This is a genomic window from Enterococcus sp. DIV2384 (assembly GCF_050534975.1).
GTDB classification, from domain to species: Bacteria; Bacillota; Bacilli; order Lactobacillales; family Enterococcaceae; genus Enterococcus; species Enterococcus faecalis.
The window spans coordinates 1,570,542-1,588,013 of sequence record NZ_CP172905.1 but is presented as its reverse complement, the minus strand read 5'-3'; the positions used below and the strand labels follow the sequence as shown (position 1 = coordinate 1,588,013).

Annotated in this window: 15 protein-coding genes; 13 read left to right on the top strand and 2 right to left on the bottom strand. The window is 37.7% G+C overall.

Translation table 11 applies throughout. The features are described from left to right. Nucleotides 1-2: 2 nt before the first annotated feature. From IGK54_RS07765 to IGK54_RS07730, 8 genes are all read left to right on the top strand, one after another. A complete protein-coding gene (locus IGK54_RS07765; RefSeq protein ID WP_016615181.1) occupies nucleotides 3-1,817 on the top strand; it encodes a glycoside hydrolase family 35 protein in 1,815 nt (604 codons plus the stop codon). Then, nucleotides 1,814-2,293: a PTS system mannose/fructose/N-acetylgalactosamine-transporter subunit IIB gene (locus IGK54_RS07760; RefSeq protein ID WP_002361968.1), complete on the top strand. Its 480-nt coding sequence runs from the start codon at nucleotides 1,814-1,816 to the stop codon at nucleotides 2,291-2,293. Before IGK54_RS07765 ends, IGK54_RS07760 begins: the two co-directional genes overlap by 4 nt. 13 nt (nucleotides 2,294-2,306) lie before the next feature. Next, nucleotides 2,307-3,206 carry a PTS mannose/fructose/sorbose/N-acetylgalactosamine transporter subunit IIC gene (locus tag IGK54_RS07755; protein ID WP_002357253.1) on the top strand — a complete coding sequence of 300 codons (900 nt, stop codon included), beginning with the start codon at nucleotides 2,307-2,309 and terminating at the stop codon, nucleotides 3,204-3,206. After that, a complete protein-coding gene (locus IGK54_RS07750) occupies nucleotides 3,193-4,002 on the top strand; it encodes a PTS system mannose/fructose/sorbose family transporter subunit IID (RefSeq protein ID WP_002357254.1) in 810 nt (269 codons plus the stop codon). The genes IGK54_RS07755 and IGK54_RS07750 overlap by 14 nt, the downstream gene beginning before the upstream one ends. A 19-nt stretch (nucleotides 4,003-4,021) precedes the next feature. Beyond that, the gene (locus IGK54_RS07745) at nucleotides 4,022-4,429 is read left to right on the top strand and encodes a PTS sugar transporter subunit IIA (protein ID WP_002365775.1); all 408 of its coding nucleotides are present in this window, start codon (nucleotides 4,022-4,024) and stop codon (nucleotides 4,427-4,429) included. Nucleotides 4,430-4,578: 149 nt separating this feature from the next. Beyond that, nucleotides 4,579-8,553 (top strand): endo-alpha-N-acetylgalactosaminidase family protein, encoded by a 3,975-nt coding sequence (locus IGK54_RS07740; RefSeq protein ID WP_016615180.1) that lies wholly within the window; start codon nucleotides 4,579-4,581, stop codon nucleotides 8,551-8,553. 240 nt (nucleotides 8,554-8,793) lie between these two features. Continuing rightward, complete coding sequence (locus IGK54_RS07735) at nucleotides 8,794-9,948, top strand: AI-2E family transporter (RefSeq protein ID WP_002386882.1); 1,155 nt, start codon at nucleotides 8,794-8,796, stop codon at nucleotides 9,946-9,948. Between the two features lie 120 nt (nucleotides 9,949-10,068). Continuing rightward, on the top strand, nucleotides 10,069-10,713 hold the full coding sequence (locus tag IGK54_RS07730; protein WP_430602859.1) for a DUF998 domain-containing protein: 645 nt from the start codon (nucleotides 10,069-10,071) through the stop codon (nucleotides 10,711-10,713). A gap of 46 nt (nucleotides 10,714-10,759) precedes the next feature. Here IGK54_RS07730 and IGK54_RS07725 read toward each other — a convergent pair whose 3' ends face one another. Beyond that, entirely contained in the window at nucleotides 10,760-11,371 is a 612-nt protein-coding gene (locus tag IGK54_RS07725; protein WP_002382413.1) for a lipoprotein, read from the bottom strand. Nucleotides 11,372-11,549: 178 nt separating this feature from the next. Here IGK54_RS07725 and IGK54_RS07720 point away from each other — a divergent pair, with 178 nt between their 5' ends. From IGK54_RS07720 to IGK54_RS07705, 4 genes are all read left to right on the top strand, one after another. Beyond that, entirely contained in the window at nucleotides 11,550-12,002 is a 453-nt protein-coding gene (locus tag IGK54_RS07720; RefSeq protein WP_010710281.1) for a DUF2188 domain-containing protein, read from the top strand. A gap of 189 nt (nucleotides 12,003-12,191) precedes the next feature. Continuing rightward, entirely contained in the window at nucleotides 12,192-13,211 is a 1,020-nt protein-coding gene (locus IGK54_RS07715) for a branched-chain amino acid aminotransferase (protein ID WP_430602857.1), read from the top strand. Nucleotides 13,212-13,344: 133 nt separating this feature from the next. After that, nucleotides 13,345-13,665, top strand: a complete 321-nt coding sequence (locus IGK54_RS07710) for a cupin domain-containing protein (protein ID WP_016633270.1) — start codon at nucleotides 13,345-13,347, stop codon at nucleotides 13,663-13,665. A gap of 63 nt (nucleotides 13,666-13,728) precedes the next feature. Then, a complete protein-coding gene (locus tag IGK54_RS07705) occupies nucleotides 13,729-15,369 on the top strand; it encodes a peptide ABC transporter substrate-binding protein (protein WP_142957141.1) in 1,641 nt (546 codons plus the stop codon). A 97-nt stretch (nucleotides 15,370-15,466) separates the two neighbouring features. Here the strand turns inward: IGK54_RS07705 and IGK54_RS07700 are convergent, their stop codons facing one another. Then, the gene (locus tag IGK54_RS07700) at nucleotides 15,467-16,342 is read right to left on the bottom strand and encodes an NAD(P)H-hydrate dehydratase (RefSeq protein ID WP_002361958.1); all 876 of its coding nucleotides are present in this window, start codon (nucleotides 16,340-16,342) and stop codon (nucleotides 15,467-15,469) included. 149 nt (nucleotides 16,343-16,491) lie between these two features. Between IGK54_RS07700 and IGK54_RS07695 the strand changes: the two genes are divergently transcribed. After that, nucleotides 16,492-17,358, top strand: a complete 867-nt coding sequence (locus IGK54_RS07695) for an SPFH domain-containing protein (RefSeq protein ID WP_002366818.1) — start codon at nucleotides 16,492-16,494, stop codon at nucleotides 17,356-17,358. The last annotated feature ends 114 nt before the right edge of the window (nucleotides 17,359-17,472 follow it).

The window sequence follows — 17,472 nt, the reverse complement described above, 5'->3', positions numbered from 1 at the left end:
AATTGAAAGCGTTTACTAGAAAGGGTGACAATGTGGACAGATTTGAAATTAAAGAGGAGTTTCTTTTAAATGGTCAACCATTTAAAATTTTATCAGGCGCCATTCATTATTTTCGTGTAGATCCCTCAGATTGGCATCATTCACTTTATAACTTGAAAGCTTTAGGCTTCAATACAGTTGAGACATATGTACCATGGAATTTACATGAACCGCAAAAAGGAACATTTCATTTTGAGGGAATATTAGATTTGGAGCGCTTTTTAAAATTAGCACAAGAACTTGGACTATATGCGATTGTGCGGCCGTCTCCTTATATTTGTGCAGAATGGGAGTTTGGCGGTTTTCCAGCCTGGCTATTAAATGAACCAGGACGGATGCGTTCGAATAATCCAACCTATCTGAAGCATGTTGCGGAATATTATGATGTTTTAATGGAAAAAATTGTTCCGCATCAACTTGCTAACGGTGGCAATATTTTAATGATTCAAATCGAAAACGAATATGGTTCATTTGGCGAAGAAAAAGCGTATTTACGGGCGATTCGTGATTTGATGATTGCACGTGGCGTGACAGCACCATTTTTTACTTCTGACGGGCCATGGCGCGCAACATTGCGGGCAGGCAGCATGATTGAAGATGATATTTTAGTAACTGGGAATTTTGGCTCAAAAGCCAAAGAAAATTTCGATATGATGCAAGCCTTTTTTGAAGAACATGGTAAAAAATGGCCGTTAATGTGTATGGAATTTTGGGATGGCTGGTTTAACCGTTGGAAAGAGCCAATTATTAAACGAGATCCGCAAGAATTGGCTGAATCAGTTAGAGAAGCATTAGCATTAGGCAGTATCAACTTATATATGTTTCATGGCGGCACCAATTTTGGGTTTATGAATGGCTGCTCCGCACGAGGAACCATTGATTTACCACAAATCACTTCCTATGATTATGATGCGCCACTGGATGAACAAGGGAACCCAACCGAAAAGTATTTCGCCTTACAAAAAATGCTTCACGAAGAGTACCCTGCGTTACCACAAGCTGAACCATTAGTAAAAGATTCTTTTGCGCAAACAGCAATTCCTTTAACAAACAAAGTGAGTTTGTTTGCGACTTTAGAAACGATTAGTCAGCCAGTGGTCAGCGTTTATCCGCAAACCATGGAACAATTAGGACAAAATACCGGCTATCTTCTTTACCGAACAAGCATTGAAAAAGATGCTGCAGAAGAAAAGCTAAGAGTGATTGACGGTCGTGATCGTCTGCAACTATTTGTCAATCAGGTACATCAAGCAACACAATATCAAACGGAAATCGGCGAAGATATTTACGTTACACTGCCGCAAGAGAATAATCAAATCGATGTTTTAATGGAAAATATGGGTCGTGTCAATTACGGGCACAAATTATTTGCAGATACTCAGAAAAAAGGGATTCGAACGGGTGTCATGGCAGATTTACATTTTATGACGCAATGGCAACAATATTGTTTACCTATGACAAGCTGTGAACAGGTAGACTATTCAAGAGAATGGCAACCTGATCAACCAAGCTTTTACCAGTATCATATGGAGTTAGCAGAAGTGAAAGATACATTTATTGATGTTTCTAAATTCGGCAAAGGAATTGTTTTTGTTAACCAAACCAATCTTGGTCGTTTCTGGAATGTTGGTCCGACGCTTTCCTTATATATTCCCAAAGGATTATTAAAAGAAGGGCAAAATGAGATCGTCATTTTTGAAACGGAAGGAACGTACCAACCAGAAATTAAGTTAGTAAAAGAACCACTATATAAAGAAATGAAAGAGGGATTACAATGAGTATTATTGGCGTAAGAATTGATGGACGTTTGATTCATGGACAAGTGGCAAATTTATGGGCGACAAAATTGAATATTTCCAGAATTATGGTCGTTGATGATGAGGTTGCAGGGAATGCCATTGAAAAAAGTGGCTTGAAATTAGCAACACCAGCTGGCGTGAAACTAAGCGTGTTACCAGTTGAAAAAGCTGCTCAAAATATTTTAGCAGGAAAATACGACTCACAACGTTTACTAATTGTGGTACGGAAACCAGATCGTTTATTAAAACTAGTAGAACTTGGGGTGCCGATTAAAGAAATCAATGTTGGGAACATGTCTCAAACAAACGAAACACGGTCGATTACTAAGTCAATCAATGTGGTCGATCAAGATATTGAGGTTTTTAAAGAGTTAAATGCTAAAGGTGTCCATCTGATTGCTCAAATGGTGCCAAGTGACAAAGCGGAAGACTTTATGAGTTTGATAACAAAATAGGAGGGAACAAAAAATGAATATCTTATGGTGGCAGATCTTATTATTAACATTATACGCAGGATACCAAATTTTAGATGAATTACAAATTTATTCTTCATTAAGTGCGCCAGTGTTTGCAGGTCTTTTTGCAGGATTAGTGATGGGGGATATTAAAGCAGGACTTATTATTGGTGGAAGCATGCAATTAACTGTATTAGGAGTTGGGACTTTCGGGGGTGCCTCCAAAATTGATGCTAACTCAGGTACGATTCTTGCCACAGCATTTTCTGTGTCTTTAGGAATGAACCCTGAACAAGCAATCGCTGCTATTGCAGTACCAGTTGCTAGTTTAATGATTCAATTAGACATTTTGGCTCGTTTTGCGAATACCTACTTTGCACATCGGATTGATAAAATGGTCGAAGATATGAACTACAAAGGAATTGAACGTAACTTCTTAATGGGTGCCTTACCTTGGTCTCTTTCTCGAATGATTCCAGTCTTCTTAGCACTTGCTTTTGGTGGTGGTTTAGTACAAAAAGTTGTATCTGTCCTAAATGGCGATTTGAAATGGTTAGGTGATGGCTTGTCTGTTGCTGGGGCGGTCTTACCAGCGGTCGGTTTTGCAATTTTACTACGTTACTTACCAGTGAAAAAACATTTCCCTTATTTAATTCTTGGTTTTACTGTAACTGCTTTACTAGGAACAATCTTTACAAACATGCAACTTTTAGGAACATCTGTTGCGAGCGTTGTGAAAGACTTCAGTGGTGTATTTAACGCACTACCAATGTTAGCAGTCGCTTTAATTGGTTTCGCTTTAGCCGCAATTAGCTACAAAAATGGTCAAATGATTCCGAGTGGGCCAGCAGCCAAAAAAGAACATGCAGCGAATGATTCAGACGAAGGAGAGATTGAAGATGACGAAATCTAATTATAAATTGACGAAAGAAGATTTTAAACAAATTAATCGCAGAAGCTTGTTTACTTTCCAATTAGGTTGGAACTACGAAAGAATGCAAGGATCAGGTTACTTGTATACGATTTTGCCACAATTGCGTAAAATTTATGGGGATGATACGCCTGAATTAAAAGAAGTGATGAAAACACACACGCAATTTTTCAATACTTCAAACTTCTTTAATACGATTATTACAGGGATCGATTTGGCCATTGAAGAAAAAGAAGGCATTGCTGGAAAACAAACAGTTTCAGGTTTGAAAACTGGTTTAATGGGACCGTTTGCAGCAATTGGGGATTCAATTTTCGCCGCTTTAATTCCAACTATTTTTGGGGCGCTAGCTGCTAACATGGCGATTAATGGTAACCCAACTGGTATCTTTATCTGGATTGTTGCTCAAATTGCCGTGATGGTCTTCCGTTGGAAACAATTGGAATTTGCGTATCGCGAAGGAATTTCTTTGGTAACAACTATGCAACACCGCTTAACTGCCTTAACAGATGCTGCAACTTTACTAGGGGTCTTCATGGTTGGCGCTTTAGTGGCAACAATGGTTAATGTCAAACTATCATGGGCACCAAGTATTGGGGATGTAACACTTAACATGCAAAATAACTTGGATATGATTTTACCACGTCTACTTCCTGCAGGAATTGTCGGTGGCGTTTATTGGATGCTAGGTAAAAAGAATATGACGTCTACTAAAGCCATTTTTATCGTATTAATTGTCTGTGTCGCATTGTCTGCGTTAGGTGTTATTTCAAAATAAGTAAGACAGGAGAAAATCGATGAGTGAACATTTAGTTTTAGTAAGTCATGGCCGTTTTTGCGAGGAATTGAAAAAAAGTGCGGAGATGATTATGGGACCGCAAGAAACAATTTCCACTGTTGCTTTATTACCAGAAGAAGGTGAAGCTGACTTTTTAGAAAAATTTGAAGCGATTACGGAATCGTTAGAAGATTTTGTTGTCTTTGCTGATCTATTAGGGGGGACACCTTGTAATATTTTATCCAAAAAAATTATGCAAGGTGCTTCGTTTGACTTATATACTGGGATGAATTTACCGATGGTTATCAGCTATGTAAATGCAAATTTATTAGCGATTGAAGGTGACTATGTTAAGGAATCAGCAGAAAGTATTGTGAAAGTCAACGAATTGCTGCTAAATGTTGCAGTAGATGATGAGGATGAATAATTCTGACTTGTTGTCGTAAGTAATTAAAGTTTTTAAGAGAATGATTTAGAGATGGACGTTCCAAAAATAAAAGAATTTATTTTTGGAACGCCCCTTTAATTGTTAATAATGAAAGCGCGTTCAAAAATGTTAGGGGGCTGATTTATCAGATGAAACATGGAAAAATAAAACGATTTAGTACATTGACACTATTGGCAAGCGCAACGATTTTAGTACCATTAAGTACGTCTGCAGAAGAAACAACAAACAGCAGCACTGAAACAAGCTCATCAATGGTGGAACCTACCGCAACAGAAGAAAAATTGTGGCAATCTGATTTTCCAGGAGGGAAAATTGGTGAGTGGCAAGATGTGATTGGTAAAACAAATCGAGAATTAGCAGGAGAGTCATTGGCGATTTCACGAGATGCAGCAGCAGGTAATAATGCCGTATCTTTAAATTTAGATTCCCCTAAATTAGCTGATGGTGAAGTAGAAACAAAGTTTAAATACACTGCTGGAAGCGGTCGAACGGGCGTGATTATTCGTGGTAATACCAAAGATAGCTGGGTTTTTGTAGGCTATAACGCGAATGGCAAATGGTTAGTTGAAAGCCCTAATTCGTGGAATGATTCAATTTCTGGGCCAACGTTAAATGAAGATACGAATTATTTGTTGAAAGTACGTTATGTTGGTGAAAAAATTACTATCTGGCTTAACACCACGTTGATTTACGAAGGAGAACCTGTTTTGGCCAACGGAGACAAAATTCCAACAGAAGCCGGACATGTGGGTGTCCGTTTGTGGTACGACAAAAAAATTGTCAATTATGACTATTTTAAAAATGGCCCCGTAGATAGCATTCCAGAAATTGTGCCAGAAGTGACACAAATTGCGCCAGTCAAAGTTTTTACAAAAATTGGTGTCGCACCAAAATTACCGAAACAAGTAAAAGTGACCTATAATACTGGTAAAGAAGCCAATGAAGCAGTAAGTTGGAATGAAATCGATCCTGATGCATACAAAGAACCAGGAACTTTTGAAGTCGACGGTACTTTGGAAAATACAAACATCAAAGCAAAAGCCAGCATTGTTGTTGCTAAAGACAATGAAGCTGAAAAAGGCGAAAAAATCTCTTCTGCAGATTTAACAGCCGTGGTTGACCCACAATTTCCACGAATTATTCGTTACGAAGACCCTCAGAGTAATCAAGTGATTTTTAATGGCCAACACGAGAAAATTGACCAAGTAATGATTGATGGCAAAGCATATAAAGCAACTGCTGAAAAACAAAAGAGTGAAGCAAATCAAGCCGTTTATAACGTAGCTGTCCCAGAAATTGGCCTGCGTTTCACAACGACATTGACTGTTTCCGAAGGCCAAGAATTAGCTATGAAACTCTCAGATATTCGTGAAGAAGGAACCAAAATACACACAATTTCAATTCCAAATCAAGGCTTGATTTCTGTCAATAGTACAGATGAAGGGGCGACTTTTGCTGGCGTTGTGATGAATACTGGGACAAATGCAAATAACGGAAATAAAAATGGTGATACTATCCAAGATTTAACTACAACAAGCCAAGAAGAAACGAAAAAATATATGTATGGTTTCTTAAATACGGCGAATTATGCTGCAAGTTTTTGGACGAACGCCTATGGAGACGGCTCTGTCGATGGTAGTGACAACAATCGAATCCATAAACAAACAAAAGAAGCGGCGACTGGTTTTGTAACAACCTTGTCAAGTGGGGCATGGACCTATCGACCATTTGATGCACCGGAAGATTACACAACTGGAGAAACGCCAGAAGTGAAAGTTAAATTCTCAAAAGATAGCAACGACGACAATCGGGTGGATTGGCAAGATGCGGCAATTGGGTTCCGTTCAATTATGAATAACCCAATGGGCGCGGAAAAAGTCCCTGAATTAGTCAACCAACGGATTCCTTTTAACTTTGCTAGTCAGGCGACAAATCCATTCTTAGTGACGTTAGACGAATCAAAACGTATTTACAATTTAACAGATGGATTAGGACAAATGAATTTACTAAAAGGGTATCAAAATGAAGGACATGATTCTGCGCATCCAGATTACGGTGCTATTGGTCAGCGACCTGGTGGGGAACAAGCGTTGAATCAATTAATTGATGAAGGACATAAATTAAATGCCGTTTTCGGTGTGCATATTAATGACACCGAGTCTTACCCAGAAGCAAAAGGATTTAATGAGGAATTAGTTGATCCAACGAAGCGTGGCTGGGATTGGTTAGATCCGTCTTATTTTATTAAACAAAGACCCGATGCATTGAGTGGTCGTCGCTATGAGCGCTTTAAAGAATTAAAACAAAAAGCACCGAATCTAGATTATATTTATGTTGATGTTTGGGGCAATCAAGGCGAATCAGGTTGGGCAAGTCGTCAACTAAGTAAAGAAATTAATTCACTCGGTTGGTTTACAACCAATGAATTTCCGAATGCTTTAGAGTATGACTCGGTTTGGAACCATTGGTCTGCAGAAAAAGATTACGGCGGTACAACAACGAAAGGCTTTAACAGTACAATCGTTCGTTTTATTCGGAATCATCAAAAAGATACTTGGATTATTTCCGACAACACTTTGTTAGGTGGAGCTGAATTTGAAGCCTATGAAGGTTGGGTGGGTAAAACCAATTTTAATACCTATCGCCAAAAAACTTTTGCCATTAATGTCCCAACTAAGTTCTTACAACATTACCAAATTACAAACTGGGAAACTACAACAGCAGCAGATGGTCAAATCTATGGCACGATTAAATTAGCGAACGGTGCTGAAAAAGTGACCGTTACTCAAGCAGATGCTAATTCGCCAAGAAGCATTACGTTAAATGAGACAGAAGTTCTAAAAGGTGATGCGTATCTACTGCCTTGGAATGTCAATGGTCAAGACAAACTATATCACTGGAATCCAAAAGGCGGTACCAGCACTTGGTCATTGGATAAGAAAATGCAAGGAAAAACGAATTTACATTTATATGAATTAACAGATCAAGGGCGTATTGACAAAGGCGCAATTGCCACTACAAATAACCAAGTGACCATCCAAGCCGAGGCTAATACACCGTATGTCATTGCTGAACCTGACAGTATTGAACCGATGACATTTGGAACAGGAACACCATTTAAAGATCCTGGATTTAATGAAGCCAATACCTTAAAAAATAACTGGAAAGTTTTCCGAGGTGATGGAGAGGTTAAAAAAGATGCCAACGGTGATTATGTCTTTAGTTCAGAAAAAGAAAGAACCGAAATCAAACAAGATATCAATCTTCCTAAACCAGGAAAATATAGTTTGTATCTAAACACAGAAACACATGATCGCAAAGCCACAGTAACTGTTAAAATTGGTGGTAAAAAATATACGCGGACAGTGAATAATTCGGTTGCCCAAAACTATATTCAGGCAGATATTAACCATACAAGCAGGAAAAATCCGCAGTATATGCAAAATATGCGAATTGATTTTGAAATCCCAGATAATGCCAAAAAAGGCTCGGTGACGTTAGCGGTTGATAAAGGCAATTCCGTTACAAAATTTGATGATTTACGAATTGTTGAGCGTCAAACGGATATCATGAATCCAGACAAACAAACAGTTATTAAGCAAGATTTTGAAGACACACAAGCAGTTGGGTTATATCCGTTTGTTAAAGGCTCAGCTGGTGGTGTAGAAGATCCACGGATTCATTTATCAGAAAGAAATGAACCTTACACACAATATGGTTGGAATGGAAACCTTGTTTCAGATGTATTAGAAGGCAACTGGTCCTTGAAAGCCCATAAACAAGGAGCAGGTTTGATGCTTCAAACAATTCCGCAAAATATTAAATTTGAACCGAACAAGAAATATACGGTCCAATTTGATTATCAAACTGATGGTGAAAATGTCTTTACTGCTGGGACCATTAATGGGGAGTTGAAAAATAACAATGACTTTAAGCCAGTCGGTGAGTTGACTTCGACAGCAGCAGATGGTCAAACCAAGCATTATGAAGCAGAAATAATTGGGGATGCTTCAGGAAACACTACGTTTGGTATTTTTACAACAGGTGCCGATAAAGATTTCATTATGGATAACTTTACGGTCACAGTGGAATCGAAAAAATAAATTTAGTCTATCTAAGCAACTTGGGCTACAAGTTAAACGTACTTGTAGCCCAAGTTGCTTCTTTTATGAAAAGAAGCAAGGTCTAGTGCCTCATTTTTATACTGCAGAATAAACAGACACATTTTTTAAAGTGTCAGGCTTCTTTGTGTATTTCATCAAGAACGAATGGACAAACTTGCCTTTTGCCACAAATCGTTTACAATTACAATGATAGGCATAATTTATTTAGAGGTGAAGTGATTGAAGAAATACAATGTTGATTGGAATTACTGGGTTGTCCGCTTTTTATTTGTAATGGCGCTGATTGTTGGCTATTTATTAATCACGAATTATCAGCACTTTGTCCATAGCGTTTCGGGTTTGTTAGGCATCTTATCCCCATTCATTACTGGGTTCGTGATTGCTTATTTATTGAGTGGAAGTCAGAAAAAAATCGAGGGATTACTAGAAAGAGTTCCTTTACCAGTCGTTAAAAAAGCGAAACACGGCTTGAGCGTACTCCTTTTGTACCTGATTATTTTGTTTATTTTTGTCTTGACATTAAACTATATCGTTCCGCTACTCATTAGTAATTTAGTAGATTTAGCAAACTCTTTACCCACTTTTTATGATCATATGGTTCAGTTTGTGATGAGTTTAGAAGATAAAGGGATTTTAAAAACAGCCGCGATTGAAAAATATTTAAATAGTGTCCTTAAAGATTTGTCGCCGGAACGTTTTTTAAATCAATGGACACAAGCGTTATTTTCATTAGGAACGTTGACTAAAAATGTTTCCTCATTCTTTTTAAATGCATTTTTAACGTTGATTATCTCAATCTATGCGCTGGTATTTAAGCAATCTATTTTGACATTTGTTGAAAAGGCTGCCCACAAATTGCTGTCTGAAAAAGTGTACAAGCAAACACAAACCTGGTTAAATACAACGAATAAAATTTTCTATAAATTTATCAGTTGCCAATTTCTTGATGCCTGTATAATTGGCGTTTCATCAACGATTTTGTTAAGTATTTTAAATGTGAAATTTGCTGTGACTTTAGGAATTTTATTAGGTATTTGTAATATGATTCCTTATTTTGGCTCGATTTTTGCATCAATTGTTGCTGGTGTGATTACGCTTTTCACAGGTGGTGTTACTCAAGCAATTACGGTGTTACTAGTTTTATTAATTTTACAACAAATTGACGGCAATATTATTGGTCCTCGAATTATGGGAGATGCCCTAAATGTCAATCCGATTTTAATTATTGTTTCAATCACGATTGGGGGAGCGTACTTCGGCGTCTTAGGGATGTTTTTAGCAGTTCCTGTTGCTGCAATCATTAAAATTATTGTCTCGGAGTGGCTAAATGAATCAAAAGAAAATGATAAGATTGTAGATTCTATTGAATCCTAAAGTAAAACTTTTCGTCTCGCGTTGACGAAAAGTTTTTTAGTGGAAAAGAAAGTTTAATTATTCAGAGTTTTTGATATGCTATACTTAAAATAAATAGAAAATCAAAATTGAGGTGAATAAATGCAGCTTTTAAAAAAATATGGCGGCTATTTTTTAGTTTTAGGGGTCTTACTTGATTTTTTTACACCTTATTATGTCGGATTCAAAGATCAAGGTTACAATCAATTGACAGAAGTAATTAGCTTATTAGGTGAGGTGAATAGTCCAGTTAGGGAAACCTTTAATCGGTTAACTATCATTGCGGGAATGTTGATGTTAGCAAGTTTACCTAGGATATATGCTATTTTTTCCAGAAAAACGAAAAAAGGTGCTTGGTTAGTAGTGGCAATGATTGGCGCTTATGGTTTATTTGATTGTATTTTCAGTGGGCTCTTCAGCGTAGACACTTCAAGCGCTGGCACAGTTGCTGCCGCGCTTCATAACGGAGGATCAGCAGTCGGTTATACAGGCTTTTTGTTGTTATCAGGCGTCTTAACCATTATCTATAGTAAATACGGTTCGAAAAAAAATAAAAACCTTTTTGGCTTTTTGTTTATTTTATGTATGCTTGCAGCCGGCTTATATGGCTTAGCAAGGATTCCACAGCTACAACAGGTAAAACCATTTAATTATTTAGGCTTATGGCAAAGAGTGAGTTCATTTTGTAATTATCTACCAATGCTGGCACTGTGTTTACAAACTAAAACCAATGACAAATTTGATTGAACATTTGTCATTGGTTTTTTACTAGTTAAAATTGTCTGGTAATAACTTAATTATTGGCTACGGTGACTTCACCAGTAACAGTGGCACCATCTTTTTCTAAGTCAGCAGAATCTTTGTATTCTTGTTTATCAAAAGTAATATTGCCATTAACTTTGGTACCATTTAAAGTAAAGCCATTTGCTTTCACCTCAATATCACCTTTGACAGTCCCATGAACGATGTTGAAATTTTCAGAAGAAACGATTAGCTTAGGAACCGTGATTTCATATTCAGCAGTTACTTTTTTATTATCATCTTGAGAATAAAGCGCTAATTTACGATAGACATCGTTGGAATCTTTCCCCTTATCATGGAAAGTACCAGCAACTGTTACCTCTTTATCAAAAGTGACATTGTCAGTAGCTGCGACAATCCAATTTCCTTTATCACTTAACGCCATTTCGAGCTCTTCAGGCTTGGCACTAATTGAAGCACCAGAGACTACTTCTGTACTTGAATTAGCTGTTTCTTTGCTACTAGAACTACTATCTGTTTTTTTATCAGATGAACAAGCACTAAGCAGCACAAGAGCAGCAGTTGCCGTCAAAACAGTGGTGAGTACTTTAGACATTTTCATGAAAATCCCTCCAAAAAATTTATTTATTTCTTCCTTTATCATAACTGATTCAAAGGGAAATGAGTAATCATACACTCAAAGATTGAGAAGTTTGGCCAACGGGAAATTAGGCTTATTCTCTCAAGAATGTTCAGGAAATATTCAAAGTAATCATTTCTTTTTCAAATGTTCCTTTTCTGTAGTAAGCTAGTAATAGACAGAATTTAAGGAGGAGATTTTGATGCCTTGGAATATGAATGATTATCCTACATCAATGAAAAATTTAGCACCTTTGATTCGGAAAAAAGCGATAGATATTGGCAATGCGTTGCTTGCGGATGGCTACCCTGATGATCGCGCCATTCCAATTGCGATTAGTCAAGCGGAGAAATGGTATCAAGAGGCAAGTGAAGCAGACAAAAAAGCCTTCGAACAAGAAGCAAATCCTACGAAACAAGATTCGCATAAACAGGATAAACATGCGGGAAAATTATTAACGGCGGCTGTCAACGTTAAATATAAAGACGGCCAATGGTTGGTGATTTCAGACAGCGCTGAAAAAGCAAGTAATACATTTACCCACAAACAAGAGGCGGTTGAACGAGCTCAAGAAATTGCTCGGAATAAGCAAACAAAGCTGAAAATCTATAAGCAAGATGGTACGTTACAAGAAACCAAAGAATATACTGAATAATTTTTCGAAACCTTGATATTCCGTTGCAATTCAAGAAACGGTTATCAAGGTTTTTTTGCGAGGAGAAATGGACAAGTAAGAAAAAATAACAAAAGTTAAGAATGAGAATAAGACTTGCTTTTCTAGTTTTTGGTGGGTACAATTACACTAATTAAGATAAAAAATCAAAATAATTGAGGTGCTACGACAATGGAAAAAGCCAATCTTGATTGGAATAATTTAGGATTTTCTTACATTAAAACGCCCTTTCGTTATATTAGTTATTGGCGAGATGGCAAGTGGGAAGAAGGCACGCTAACAGATAACAATCAGTTAACGATTAGTGAAGGTTCGCCTGCTCTACATTATGGCCAACAATGTTTTGAAGGATTAAAAGCGTATCAATGTGCAGATGGTTCTGTCAATTTGTTTCGTCCAGATGAAAATGCCAAACGGCTACAAAAAAGTTGTGCGCGTCTACTGATGCCACAAGTGCCAGTAGAAACCTTTGTTTCTGCATGCCAAGAAGTGGTGAAAGCCAACCTTGCTTATTTACCGCCATATGGAACGGGCGGTACGTTGTATCTTCGCCCTTATATGATTGGTGTCGGCGATAATATTGGCGTAGCACCTGCCAAAGAATACATTTTTTCTATTTTTTGCGTGCCGGTTGGTTCATATTTTAAAAATGGTTTAGCACCAACCAACTTTATTGTTTCTGACTATGATCGAGCGGCGGGTCGAGGAACTGGGGCCGCTAAAGTGGGGGGCAATTATGCAGCTAGTCTTTTACCAGGTGCAGAAGCACATGAGAAAGAATTTAGTGATTGCATTTATTTAGATCCGTATACGCATACGAAAATTGAAGAAGTTGGTGCAGCTAATTTCTTTGGCATAACCAAAGATGGTACTTTTATTACGCCGAAATCAGCGTCTATTTTACCAAGTATTACTAAATATTCATTATTGATGCTAGCAAAAGAACGTTTAGGGATGACGGCGCTTGAAGGAGACGTTTACATTGATCGATTAGCGGACTTCTCCGAAGCGGGTGCTTGTGGCACGGCGGCGATTATTTCTCCTATCGGTGGGATTCAAAATGGCACAGATTTCCATGTATTTTATAGTGAAACAGAAGTTGGACCAGTGACCAAACAACTATATGATGAATTGGTTGGCATACAGTTTGGTGACAAAGAAGCGCCAGAAGGCTGGATAGTAAAAGTTTAAAGAGATAAAAAAGAGAGAATTCACGTTCTCTTTTTTTGTGTAGAATATTCAGAATTTTCTATAAAAAGATTGACTTTAATACTATTTAAAGGAATAATGGAAGATACAAGATTTAAAAAAGGAGGGAAAGCTATTGCTTATTAAATCAGCAGAATCAGAAGAAATGACGATTTTTTTTGATAAAGAAAACCAACCAAATGCACAAGTTCAAATGGGCATTATTACATTACAGCCTGGTGAAAAACGGCCTTTAGCTGGATATGCTCACCATGAACAAGATGAATATTCTTATGTGATTTCTGGCGAAGCACATACGATTTTAGAAGATGGTCAAGACTTAGTTGGAAAAGCTGGACAAGCCCAATTAATTGAAGCTGGTGAGGGGCACATTAATTATAATGATGGGTTGGAGCCGGCGGTCGTTGTCTGGATGCTTGTGGAAAGAACAGAATAAAACGGGAAGCTGTCTTTCTGTAAGTAAGAGTATAAAAAAATGAAGAGTTATAGGAGAAAGAAGATGAAAAAGTATTTAAAAATCACAATGGTTTGTATTTTATTGGTAGGATTTTTAGCTGGGTGTACCAATAAAAATGAAAATAAAAAGAAACAGAAAAATACCAAAGAAGCCGTTCAACTGATGTCACCCTCGGAATTAACAACGCTCAACACCTCTGTATTATTGGATTTTCCAGATGCTATTGTCCAAACTGCAGCGTTTGAAGGGTTATATAGTTTAGATGAACAAGACCAATTGGTACCAGCTGTAGCAAAAGCATTGCCGACGATTTCAGAAGATGGAAAAACCTACACGATTTCTTTGAGAAAAGAAGCGGTTTGGAGTAACGATGATCCTGTCACAGCACATGATTTTGAATATGCTTGGAAAAAAATGATTGATCCTAAAAACGGCTTTGTTTATAGCTTCCTCATCGTTGAAACAATTCAAAATGGTGCAGAAATCTCAGCTGGGAAATTAGCACCCAATGAACTAGGTGTCACAGCTGTGGATGATTATACATTAAAAGTGACGCTCAAAGAGCCAAAACCGTACTTTACGTCCTTGTTAGCTTTTCCTACATTTTTTCCGCAAAATCAAAAAGTAGTCGAACAATTTGGTGCGGACTATGGAACTGCTAGCGATAAAGTCGTCTATAATGGCCCGTTTGTGGTAAAAGATTGGCAGCAAACAAAGATGGACTGGCAACTAGCAAAGAATAATCGCTATTGGGATCGCCAGAACGTGCGCTCAGACATTATCAATTATACGGTTATCAAAGAAACATCTACTGCATTGAATCTTTTTGAAGATGGACAATTAGATGTGGCTACACTAAGTGGTGAACTGGCGCAACAGAATAAAAATAATATGCTGTATCATTCGTACCCAACAGCGACAATGAACTACTTACGCTTAAATCAAAAACGGAAAGGGCAAGCAACGCCGCTTGCAAACGAAAACCTGCGTAAAGCATTGGCTTTAGGAATAGATAAAGAAAATCTAGTCAATAATATTATTGCAGATGGTTCTAAAGCTTTACATGGTGCGATTACGGAAGGCTTTGTGGCGAATCCCACAACGGGTCTCGATTTTCGTCAAGAAGCAGGTAATTTAATGGTTTATAACAAAGAAAAAGCGCAAAGTTATTGGAAAAAAGCACAAGCAGAATTAGGAGAAAAGGTTAACGTTGAATTGATGGTAACAGATGATGGTTCTTACAAAAAAATTGGTGAAAGTTTGCAAGGCTCGCTACAAGAACTGTTTCCTGGTTTGACAATAGAGCTAACCGCATTGCCGACCGAAGCTGCATTGAACTTTGGGCGAGAAAGTGACTATGATTTATTCTTAATTTACTGGACACCAGACTATCAAGATCCTATTTCTACCCTGATGACTTTATACAAGGGCAATGATCGCAATTATCAGAACCCTGTCTATGACAAATTATTAGATGAAGCAGCCACAACCTATGCCTTAGAGCCAGAAAAAAGATGGGTGACCCTGATTGCAGCTGAAAAAGAAGTGATTGAAACGACTGCTGGTATGATTCCACTTAGCCAAAATGAACAAACAGTCCTGCAAAATGATAAAGTCAAAGGCTTGAATTTTCATACCTTTGGCGCTCCATTAACGTTAAAAAATGTTTATAAGGAAAAATAAAAAGAGAGCCTGGGATGAAAATCGCTTTTGATTTTCGGCCCAAGCTTAAATCCTGCTTTTTAACCCAAAATTTGTCACCATTTAGCCTTTTCGGGTTTTATCTCGAACGCTTCTGTTCTAATAGTTCAGAATCAGGTGCAGTGTGGGGCTGGGCATATTTTTTCATATATGTCGGCAAGGCTTGACTAATCTTCGTTGGTAAAACAACATAGTCAGTTTTGGCCAAATCATCTCCAATGAGACTGTGTAAGTAGACGGCGCCAGCAATGGTTTCAATTGTCGGCTTAAACTGAGCTAAAAAACCAGCAATGATGCCAGCCAAGGTATCCCCAGTTCCGCCAGTAGCCATCCCAGGGTTGCCACCTGTATTTTGAAAAGGTTCTCCTGCGTGGAAAATTGTGGTGCGATGACTTTTTAAAACAATCGTACTGCCTAATTTTGCTTGTTGGCGCTGGTTATTTACCAGTGTTTGTTGCTCAATAGGTAAGTGACTCAAACGTTGCCATTCCATTTGATGAGGTGTGAAAACAACTTTTTCAGGATAGGTAAGGGAAAAATTGCCTTGGCTAAACAGGGTAATCGCTGAGCCATCGATAATTAACCATTGTTGTTTTTGATGTTGGGCGAGTACCATCTTTAATATTTGTTGTGCAGTAGCATCTAAGCCTAAACCTGGACCAATTAAAATAACCTCCGCTTGCTCTACGACGTTCGTCAGAAGGACTGTTTCTTCAAAGCCCACGACCATCGCTTCTGGGCATCTTGCATGTAAAGGCCCGTGATTTTTAACATCAGTAATCACAGTGGTGAGACCAGCGCCACTATTGATACACGCTTCGGTACTCATGATGATGGCTCCGCCATATTGTCGGTTTCCTCCGATTAATACAACACGCCCAAAATTACTTTTATAAGAGTCAGAGGGGCGTTGAGTGATGACTTCCTCTAAAATGTCCTTGCTTAAATAGCGCATTCTATCACTCCTTTTCTTGGGATTTCTTTGTTCTCAGTATACTACAAGAGCCCCGAAAAAATCAGTTTATTTAATGTTAAAAGTTACTCTATTGAAGGCAATGAGGTGTATAATAAGGACCAGATAAATGAGTTAGGAGAGTGAAACAGATGGAAGAGAAAAAAACATTTTATATGAGTGGTTACGTAGGAATTGCGAGCTTATTAGTTATTTTAATTGCGGGAATTGGTTTATTTATTTATGGAGCGAGTCATACCAATGGAGTTCTTGTAGTTTTAGGTATTATTTTGTTAATTGGGGCTATTTTATTTTTAAGTTCTTTAACCATTGTTAGTCCCAATCAGGCGAAAGCTATTTTATTTTTTGGTCGCTACTTAGGTACGATTAAAGAAAATGGGTTGTTTATTACCATTCCATTTACGCAAAAAATGAACATTTCTTTGAAAGTACGAAATTTCAATAGTTCTCTATTAAAAGTCAATGACTCTGACGGGAATCCAATCGAAATCTCTGCGGTCATCGTTTTTCGGGTAGTCGATACAGCTAAGGCGTTATTTAATGTCGATTATTATCAAGACTTTGTGGAAATTCAAAGCGAAACGGCAATCCGGCATGTAGCAACACAATATCCTTATGACACTTTTTCAGATAATGATGTAACTCTGCGAGGAAATACCGAACAAATTTCCGAGGAGTTAACCAAAGAATTGCAAGAACGCTTAGCAGTGGCTGGTGTAGAGGTTATCGAAACACGGTTGAATCATTTAGCTTATGCAACTGAAATTGCTAGCTCCATGTTGCAAAGACAGCAAGCAAAAGCAATCTTAGCGGCTCGACAAACAATTGTTGAAGGTGCGGTAAGCATGACACAAATGGCCTTAGAACAGATTGAAGAAGGGCAAGAAATTAATTTTACCGATGAACGAAAAGTACAACTTATTAATAATTTACTAGTCTCAATCATTACTGATAAGGGCACACAACCAGTTATTAATACAGGCGACGTTTCTTCTTAAAGAGGAAGCAACGCTAAAAATAGCAAAAAAAGAGTCATCTTTCCGATGACTCTTTTTTTGATAAACACGAACATTATATAATTTTAATCTATAATATTTCGGTTTTTCTTTGAC

Coding starts and splice junctions, on each gene's coding strand:
- IGK54_RS07700 (WP_002361958.1), bottom strand. CDS start 16,342: ATGCGCTATTTAAGCAAGGACATTTTAGAGGAAGTCATCACTCAACGC.
- IGK54_RS07745 (WP_002365775.1), top strand. CDS start 4,022: ATGAGTGAACATTTAGTTTTAGTAAGTCATGGCCGTTTTTGCGAGGAA.
- IGK54_RS07760 (WP_002361968.1), top strand. CDS start 1,814: ATGAGTATTATTGGCGTAAGAATTGATGGACGTTTGATTCATGGACAA.
- IGK54_RS07705 (WP_142957141.1), top strand. CDS start 13,729: ATGAAAAAGTATTTAAAAATCACAATGGTTTGTATTTTATTGGTAGGA.
- IGK54_RS07755 (WP_002357253.1), top strand. CDS start 2,307: ATGAATATCTTATGGTGGCAGATCTTATTATTAACATTATACGCAGGA.
- IGK54_RS07715 (WP_430602857.1), top strand. CDS start 12,192: ATGGAAAAAGCCAATCTTGATTGGAATAATTTAGGATTTTCTTACATT.
- IGK54_RS07740 (WP_016615180.1), top strand. CDS start 4,579: ATGAAACATGGAAAAATAAAACGATTTAGTACATTGACACTATTGGCA.
- IGK54_RS07730 (WP_430602859.1), top strand. CDS start 10,069: ATGCAGCTTTTAAAAAAATATGGCGGCTATTTTTTAGTTTTAGGGGTC.
- IGK54_RS07750 (WP_002357254.1), top strand. CDS start 3,193: ATGACGAAATCTAATTATAAATTGACGAAAGAAGATTTTAAACAAATT.
- IGK54_RS07720 (WP_010710281.1), top strand. CDS start 11,550: ATGCCTTGGAATATGAATGATTATCCTACATCAATGAAAAATTTAGCA.
- IGK54_RS07695 (WP_002366818.1), top strand. CDS start 16,492: ATGGAAGAGAAAAAAACATTTTATATGAGTGGTTACGTAGGAATTGCG.
- IGK54_RS07725 (WP_002382413.1), bottom strand. CDS start 11,371: ATGATAAAGGAAGAAATAAATAAATTTTTTGGAGGGATTTTCATGAAA.